The sequence below is a fragment of the Xanthomonas sp. SHU 199 genome, assembly GCF_000364665.1.
GTDB lineage: Bacteria > Pseudomonadota > Gammaproteobacteria > Xanthomonadales > Xanthomonadaceae > Xanthomonas_A > Xanthomonas_A sontii.
The window spans coordinates 1-7,605 of the sequence record NZ_AQOI01000616.1; the positions used below are offsets into that span (position 1 = coordinate 1).

The 7,605-nt window shown below is 69.7% G+C and carries 10 protein-coding genes; 9 read left to right on the top strand and 1 reads right to left on the bottom strand.

Annotated elements, in window-relative coordinates:
* On the bottom strand, nucleotides 1-864 hold an 864-nt coding region (mmuM, locus tag D183_RS0117910; protein WP_017910208.1), incomplete at its 3' end, for a homocysteine S-methyltransferase.
* A gap of 22 nt (nucleotides 865-886) precedes the next feature.
* Between mmuM and D183_RS0117915 the strand changes: the two genes are divergently transcribed.
* The 9 genes from D183_RS0117915 to D183_RS0117955 form a co-directional block, all read left to right on the top strand.
* On the top strand, nucleotides 887-1,351 hold the full coding sequence (locus tag D183_RS0117915; RefSeq protein ID WP_232757306.1) for a bleomycin resistance protein: 465 nt from the start codon (nucleotides 887-889) through the stop codon (nucleotides 1,349-1,351).
* 2 nt (nucleotides 1,352-1,353) lie between these two features.
* Entirely contained in the window at nucleotides 1,354-1,743 is a 390-nt protein-coding gene (gene gloA2 / locus D183_RS0117920; RefSeq protein WP_198526537.1) for an SMU1112c/YaeR family gloxylase I-like metalloprotein, read from the top strand.
* A 126-nt stretch (nucleotides 1,744-1,869) separates the two neighbouring features.
* Nucleotides 1,870-2,322 carry a DUF2147 domain-containing protein gene (locus D183_RS0117925; protein ID WP_017910211.1) on the top strand — a complete coding sequence of 151 codons (453 nt, stop codon included), beginning with the start codon at nucleotides 1,870-1,872 and terminating at the stop codon, nucleotides 2,320-2,322.
* 219 nt (nucleotides 2,323-2,541) lie between these two features.
* Complete coding sequence (gene metG / locus D183_RS0117930) at nucleotides 2,542-4,602, top strand: methionine--tRNA ligase (RefSeq protein ID WP_017910212.1); 2,061 nt, start codon at nucleotides 2,542-2,544, stop codon at nucleotides 4,600-4,602.
* Nucleotides 4,603-4,686: 84 nt separating this feature from the next.
* A complete protein-coding gene (locus D183_RS0117935) occupies nucleotides 4,687-5,289 on the top strand; it encodes an HAD family hydrolase (protein WP_017910213.1) in 603 nt (200 codons plus the stop codon).
* 76 nt (nucleotides 5,290-5,365) lie between these two features.
* Nucleotides 5,366-5,830, top strand: a complete 465-nt coding sequence (gene rnfB, locus D183_RS25165) for an Rnf electron transport complex subunit RnfB (RefSeq protein WP_081613384.1) — start codon at nucleotides 5,366-5,368, stop codon at nucleotides 5,828-5,830.
* 91 nt (nucleotides 5,831-5,921) lie between these two features.
* Entirely contained in the window at nucleotides 5,922-6,710 is a 789-nt protein-coding gene (locus D183_RS0117945; RefSeq protein WP_017910215.1) for a hypothetical protein, read from the top strand.
* Between the two features lie 88 nt (nucleotides 6,711-6,798).
* On the top strand, nucleotides 6,799-7,170 hold the full coding sequence (locus D183_RS0117950) for a hypothetical protein (protein WP_017910216.1): 372 nt from the start codon (nucleotides 6,799-6,801) through the stop codon (nucleotides 7,168-7,170).
* Between the two features lie 58 nt (nucleotides 7,171-7,228).
* On the top strand, nucleotides 7,229-7,605 hold a 377-nt coding region (locus D183_RS0117955; RefSeq protein WP_017910217.1), incomplete at its 3' end, for a sigma-70 family RNA polymerase sigma factor.

Here is a 7,605-nt window from a genome sequence, read left to right on the forward strand (position 1 = left end):
GGCGCCGGCCGCACGCCAGGCGGCGAGGTGGTCGACCAGGGCGCCGGCATCGGCGCTGTCGGCCTGCCAGCATTTGCGCTCGGCGTCGTAGCGCTCGCCCGCGTTCGGATACACCACCAGCGGCAACCGCGTCAGCGTCGCCAGATGACGCAACGCCGCAGTGGCCAGCGACGGCGCGACGCAGTTGACGCCGAGCGCGACCACCTGCGGGTGGCCGTCGAGCAACGCCACCACCTCGCGCAACGGCGTGCCGTCGCTGAGGTGCGCGGCATCGCGCAGGGTGCAGGCGAACCAGGCGACAACCCCAGAAAACTCCTCCAGCATCTGCAGCAAGGCCGCCATTTCCGCCAATGACGGCTGCGTCTCGCAGGCCAGCAGATCCACGCCGGCTTCCATCAACGCGGCGATGCGCGGGCGGTGGAAGTCCCGCAATGCCGCCTGCGGCAACGTGTAGTCGCCACGGTATTCGGACCCGTCGGCCAGATAGGCGCCATACGGACCGACCGAGCCGGCGACTAGCAAGGCATCCGCCTGCGGATGCCGCGCGAGATGCGCCTGCCTTGCCTGTTGCGCCAGTTCGACGCTGCGTGCGATCAAGCGATGCGAGTGCGCGAGGTCGATCCCGCGCGCAGCGAAGCCCTGCGGCGTGGCCTGGTAGCTGGCGGTGATCGCGCACTGCGCACCGGCGGCGAAATAGTCCTGGTGCACCTCGCGGATCAGGTCCGGTTGTTCCAGCAGGATCTTCGCCGACCACAGCGGATCGCGCAGATCGCAGCCGCGACGCTCCAGTTCGGTGGCCAGCGCGCCGTCGAGCACCAGGCACCGGTCCTCGGCCAGCAGCGCGGCAAGCGGGTTGTGCGGCATGGCGCGGCCTCGCAGCGATGGAATGCGCAGTGTCGCAGACGGCACGCGCACCGGTGCGGCCGCACCGGTGCGCTATGCTTCTCCCATGGATTGCCCCGTTTCGCTCGCCCCGACTCAGCGCATGACCTTCACTACGCTGACACCGATGCTGCGCTGTGCCGACCTCACCACGGCACTGGCGTTCTATACCGAAACCCTGGCGTTTCGACTCGATGGCGGCGCAGTGGCGACGGGCTGGGTGTCGCTGCGGCACGGTCCACTGGCGCTGATGCTGGCCACGCGACTGTCGGAGGACGATGCAACCGTCTCCGATGTCGCCTGCTCGCTGTACTTCCACACCGACCAGGTCGATACCTGGTGGCAGCGGCTGCAGCCGCATGGGCGCATCGTCTATCCGTTGCAAGACTTCGACTACGGCATGCGCGAATTCGCGATCCGCGATCCTGACGGCCATCTGCTGCAATTCGGACAGGCGCTGTGCCGATGAGCCTGACCCTCGATGGCCTGCACCACGTGGCGATCATCGCCTCCGACTACGCGCGCTCCAAGGACTTCTATTGCCGCCTCCTCGGCCTGCCGGTGATCGCCGAGGTGTATCGCGAAACCCGCGACTCCTGGAAGCTGGACCTGGCCCTGCCCGACGGCAGCCAGCTCGAACTGTTCTCGTTCCCGACCCCACCGCCGCGACCGAGCCGCCCGGAAGCCTGTGGGCTGCGCCACCTGGCGCTGCGCGTGCGCGACCTGGACGCCGCCGTCGCGCACCTGCAGGCGCACGGCGTGGAGGTCGAACCGATCCGTGTGGACGAGTACACCGGCCGCCGCTTCACCTTCTTCGCCGATCCCGACGACCTGCCGCTGGAACTGTACGAAAGCGGCTGAACGCCCACCGCCGGCCACGCTGAACCGCATGCCGCAGTGCGGATTCCCAGCACCATACGCTTGGGTATACAGTCGGATCAGGCCGGCATCGCGCCGGCCGCACCGGACATCCCTCGGGAGGGGAACATGCGCACGACCTTCAAGACCCTGATGCTGGCCCTGCCGCTGAGCGCGGCGGCATTCATGGCGCACGCCGCCGACACCTCGCCGGTCGGCCGCTGGCAGACCATCGACGACGAAACCGGCAAGCCCAAGTCGATCGTGCAGATCGAACAGGCCGCCAACGGCACACTGAGCGGCAAGGTGGTCGAGATCCTGCAGTCCAACCACGGCCCCAACCCGATGTGCGACAAGTGCGACGGCGAGCGCAAGGGCAAGCCGATCAAGGGCATGACCATCCTGTGGGGCCTCAAGCCCGACGGCACCGCGGTATGGGACGGCGGCTCGGTGCTGGACCCGGCCAAGGGCAAGACCTACAAGGCCAAGGTCACCCTGACCGACGGCGGCAAGAAGCTGCAGATGCGTGGCTATATCGGCATTGAGGCCCTGGGCCGGACGCAGACTTGGATCAGGGAGTGATGAATGCCGGGATTCGGGAGTCGGGATTGGGGATTCGCAGACGCAGTGTCGCTCGCTGATCCCCACCTGACACCGATCTGCTGAAGGCGCCCGCAGGGGCGCCTTTTTCGTGGGCGCGCGATGCGCAAACGCCGACCAAACGCTTGACCAATCCCGACTCCCCAATCCCGAATCCCGGCTCCATGCAATAATCCCCGGCCCCCAGAAACGCCGGCCGCCATGACCACCGCTCTCGTCACCACCGCCCTGCCCTATGCCAACGGACCGCTGCATCTGGGGCATCTGGTCGGCTACATCCAGGCCGACATCTGGGTGCGCGCGCGGCGGCTGCGCGGCGACCGCACCTGGTTCGTGTGCGCCGACGACACCCACGGCACGCCGATCATGCTGGCCGCCGAGAAGGCCGGGGTCACCCCGGAGAGCTTCATCGCCGCCATCCAGGCCAGCCACGAGCGCGATTTCGCCGCGTTCGGCGTGGCCTTCGACCATTACGACTCGACCAACTCGGACGCCAACCGCGCCCTGACCGAGGCGTTCTACGCCAAGCTCGACGCCGGCGGCCACATCGCGCGGCGCTCGGTGGCGCAGTTCTACGACCCGGCCAAGGGCATGTTCCTGCCCGACCGCTACATCAAGGGCATCTGCCCGAACTGCGGCAGCGCCGACCAGTACGGCGACAACTGCGAGGTCTGCGGCGCCACCTATGCGCCGACCGAACTGAAGGAGCCCAAGTCGGTGATCTCCGGCGCCACGCCGGAGCTGCGCGATTCGGAGCACTTCTTCTTCGAGGTCGGCCGCTTCGACGGCTTCCTGCGGCAGTGGCTGGCCGGCGACGTCGCCCTGCCCGGGGTCAAGGCCAAGCTGATGGAATGGCTGGACAGCGAAGGCGGCCTGCGCGCCTGGGACATCTCCCGCGATGCGCCGTACTTCGGCTTCCAGATTCCCGGCCAGCCGGGCAAGTATTTCTACGTGTGGCTGGACGCGCCGATCGGCTACCTGAGCAGCTTCCAGACCCTGTGCGCGAGCCTGGGCGAAGCGTTCGAGCCGCACCTGGCCGCCGGCACCGCCACCGAACTGCACCACTTCATCGGCAAGGACATCGTCAACTTTCACGGCCTGTTCTGGCCGGCGGTGCTGCACGGCACCGGGCACCGCGCGCCGACCCGGCTGCACGTCAACGGCTATCTGACCGTCGACGGCGCCAAGATGTCCAAGTCGCGCGGCACCTTCGTGATGGCCCGCACCTACCTGGACGTGGGCCTGGAGCCGGAAGCGCTGCGCTACTACTTCGCGGCCAAGTCCTCCGGCGGCGTCGACGATCTCGACCTGAACCTGGGCGACTTCGTGGCGCGGGTCAACGCGGACCTGGTCGGCAAGTTCGTCAACCTGGCCAGCCGCTGCGCCGGCTTCATCGACAAGCGCTTCGGCGGCACGCTCGCCGACGCGCTGCCGGATGCGGCGCAGTACGCGCGCTTCGTCGCCGCGCTGGCGCCGATCCGCGAGGCCTACGAGCGCAACGACCCGGCCAGCGCGATCCGCCAGACCATGGCCCTGGCCGACGAGGCCAACAAGTACATCGACGAACACAAGCCCTGGGTGCTGGCCAAGCAGGACGGCGCCGAAGCGCAACTGCAGGCCGTGTGCACGCAGGGCCTGAACCTGTTCCGGGTGCTGGCCGCCGCGCTCAAGCCGGTGCTGCCGCGCACCTGCGCCGAGGCCGAGGCGTTCCTGTCGGCCCCGCTCGGCGCCTGGGAAGACCTCGACGCCCCGCTGCTGGCGCACGTGATCCAACCGTACGCCCCCCTGTTCACCCGTATCGACCCCAAGCTGCTCGACGCCATGACCGACGCCTCCAAGGACACCCTCGCCCCCACTCCAACTGCCGCGCCCCCCGCCAAGCAGGAAGCGAAGGCCACCACCAATCCCCAATCCCCAATCCCCAATCCCGGCCATATCGGCATCGACGACTTCGCCAAGCTCGACCTGCGCATCGGCAAGGTGCTGGCCTGCGAGTTCGTCGAAGGTTCGGACAAGCTGCTGCGCTTCGAACTGGACGCCGGCGAGCTGGGCAAGCGGCAGATATTCTCCGGCATCCGCGGCAGTTACGGCGAGCCGGAGAAGCTGGTCGGCCGCAGCGTGGTGTTCATCGCCAACCTGGCCCCGCGCAAGATGCGCTTCGGCCTCAGCGAAGGCATGATCCTGTCGGCCGGCTTCGACGGCGGCGCCCTGGCCCTGCTCGATGCCGACAGCGGCGCGCAGCCGGGCATGCCGGTGCGTTGACGGCGGGGATTGGGGAGTCGGGATTGGGGATTGGTTGAGCCACTCTCGGCGCCGATGGGTCCATGACGCGGTGACGAATCCCCAATGCCGAATCCCCAATCCCTCGCTCTCTTCGACTTCGACCACACGGTCACCACCGCCGATACCTATTCGGGATTCCTGCGCCGTGTGGCCACGCCGGCGCAGCAGGCGCGGGCGCGCTGGGCGGTCGGGCCGTGGCTGGCCGGCTATCGGCTGGGCCTGGTGTCGGCGGCGACGTTGCGCACGCGTGTCACCCGGCTGGTGTTCGCCGGCCGCGATGCAGACGAGATCGCCCGCGAGGCCGAGCACTATGCGCAGCAGGCGCTGCCGCCGCTGCTGCGACCGGACATGCTGCAGCGGATCGCCTGGCACCAGGCCCAGGGGCACACCGTGGTGCTGGTCTCCGGTTCGCTGGATCTGTATCTGCGGCCCTGGTGCACGCAACATGGGCTGTGCCTGATCTGCAACCGCCTGGAAGTGCAGGATGGGCGCCTGACCGGCCGCTATCGCCACGGCGACTGCGGCCCCCGCAAGGCCGCGCTGATCCGCATGCAGTACGACCTGAACGCTTATCGGCGCATCCATGCGTACGGCGACAGTCGCGAGGATCGGCCGATGTTGGCGCTGGCGCACGAGCGCTGGTACTGCGGGCGCCGGATCGCCTGAGCCGACGACACTGCCCGATGCGGCGCCGTCGGGCGAACATGGGCACCGCGTTACACTGTGCGGGCTGACCACGCCGATGCATCTTCTTCGCTCTGTAGTCCCCGCGGCGCTGCCGCGCGCCGCCTCCGCCATGACGCCCGCCCACGCCCCGCTGCTCGAACGTCTCGATCGCCTGCTGCCGCAAACCCAATGCGGCCAGTGTGGGTTCGACGGCTGTCGTCCCTATGCCGAGGCGATGGCCGCCGGCACGGCGCAGGTGGACCGCTGCCCGCCCGGCGGCGACGCCGGCGCGCGCGCCCTGGCGCGGGTGCTCGGCGTCCCCGCCCTGCCCTACGACCGCAGCCGCGGCACCCACACGCCGCCGCAGGTGGCATGGGTGGTGGAAGCCGACTGCATCGGCTGCACCAAGTGCATCCAGGCCTGCCCGGTGGACGCCATCGTCGGCGGCGCCAAGCACATGCACACGGTGCTGGCGCCCTTGTGCACCGGCTGCGCGCTGTGCCTGCCGGCCTGTCCGGTGGACTGCATCGTCCTGCGCTGAGACAGCCGCTGCAGCGCGAGCCCCACGGCGGGCGCATCCGGATCGGCACCCGCCGCGTATGTCCTGGTGTCATCCCACCGGAGCGCCGTGCATGCCGACGTCGACCGCCGCCTTCCCGCTCATCCGAGCGCACCTGCCGCTGGCCCTGGCCCTCGGCGGCGCCGCCCTGGTCGCCGCCGCGCCTGCGCGGGCGATGCTGCACTACGAGGGCATCGCCTATGCCGCCGACGGCAAACAGGTGCTGTACCGCGAAAGCCACTGGGTCCGCGAGGATGGCGCGCGCCTGGTGCTGTACAAGTGCACCGACGGCGCCGCGTTCGCGCGCAAGCGCGTGGACGACGGCAGCGCCGCGCCGGACTTCGAACTGGTCGATGCGCGCAGCGGCTACCGCGAAGGTGTGCGCCGCAGCGGCAGCGGGCGCGAGATGTTCAGTCAGGCCAAGGGTCAGGCCGAACGCCGGGCGCCGTTGCCCAAGAGCACCGAGGCGCAGGTGATCGACGCGGGTTTCGACGCCTACCTGCGCCAGCGCTGGGACAGCCTGGGCAGCGGCGGACCGCAGCGCATCGCCTTCGTGCTGCCCAGCGAACTGCGCACGCTCGACTTCCGCATCACCCCCGGCCCGGCCGATGCCGAAGTGCAGCGCTACACCCTGAGCCTGGCCGCCTGGTACGGCACGCTGCTGCCCGACCTCAGCGTCGCCTACACGCGCCAGGATCGGCGCCTGCGCGAGTTCCGCGGCGTCGGCAACATCCGCGACGCGCGCGGCCGCTACCCGAGCGTGCGCATCGAATTCCCCGAACGCCTGCGCGGCCAGGCCGATGCCGGCGCCTGGGAGCAGGCGCTGCAGCAACCGTTGGTCGCGCAATGCAGCGCGCGCTGAGCCACGCCGCCAGCGCATTCACGCCGGCCCCCGCCGCACCCGCTACAACCATGCCTGCGCATCGCCCGCGCTTCGACGAGGACACCTCATGGCCAAGGCCTACCTGTGGTTCAACGCCGCGCTGTACGCGCTCCTGGCCGTCTGGTGCACGCTGCTGCCGGCACAGACCGCCGCGGCGGTGGGCTATGTCGGCCTGGACCGCTCCGGCCAGTCCGAATACCTGGTCATCTACGGCGGCCTGCAATTGGGCATGGCCTTCCTGTTCGGCTACTTCGCCCGCACCGGGCAGTTGCGCACCGGCCTGCTCCTGGCACTGGCGTTCTACGTGCCCATCGTGCTCTACCGCAGCGCCAGCCTGCTGCGGCTGTGGCCGGTCGGCCCGACCACGACCGGCCTGGCCGCGTTCGAGATCGTCCTGCTGCTCACCGCGTGCGTATTGTGGCGGCGCCAGCGCGCCTGAGCGACGGGCGCGGCGAAAGCCTGTAGCATCGCGCCGACCTTCGCCACCGTCTCCCGGCATGACCGAGTCGCCCGATCACGACGAAGCAGGACAATTGCTGGTGGCCACCGCCACCGGCGACAGCGCCGCATTCGAACGCCTGTACCGCACCACCTCCTCGCGCCTGTTCGGCGTGTGCCTGCGCATCGTGCCGCAGCGCGGCGAAGCCGAGGACGTGCTGCAGGAAGTGTTCTCCTCGGTCTGGCGCAAGGCGGCGCAATTCGACCCGCAGCGCGCGCGCGGCCTGACCTGGCTGACCATGATCGCCCGCAACAAGGCCATCGACCATCTGCGCGCACGCGCACCGGCGCGGCAGTCGGTGGCGCTGGACGACGCCGGCGAACTGCAGGACGAAGGCCGCGATCCGCTCGCCGACACCGAGTGGCGGGGGGGCGG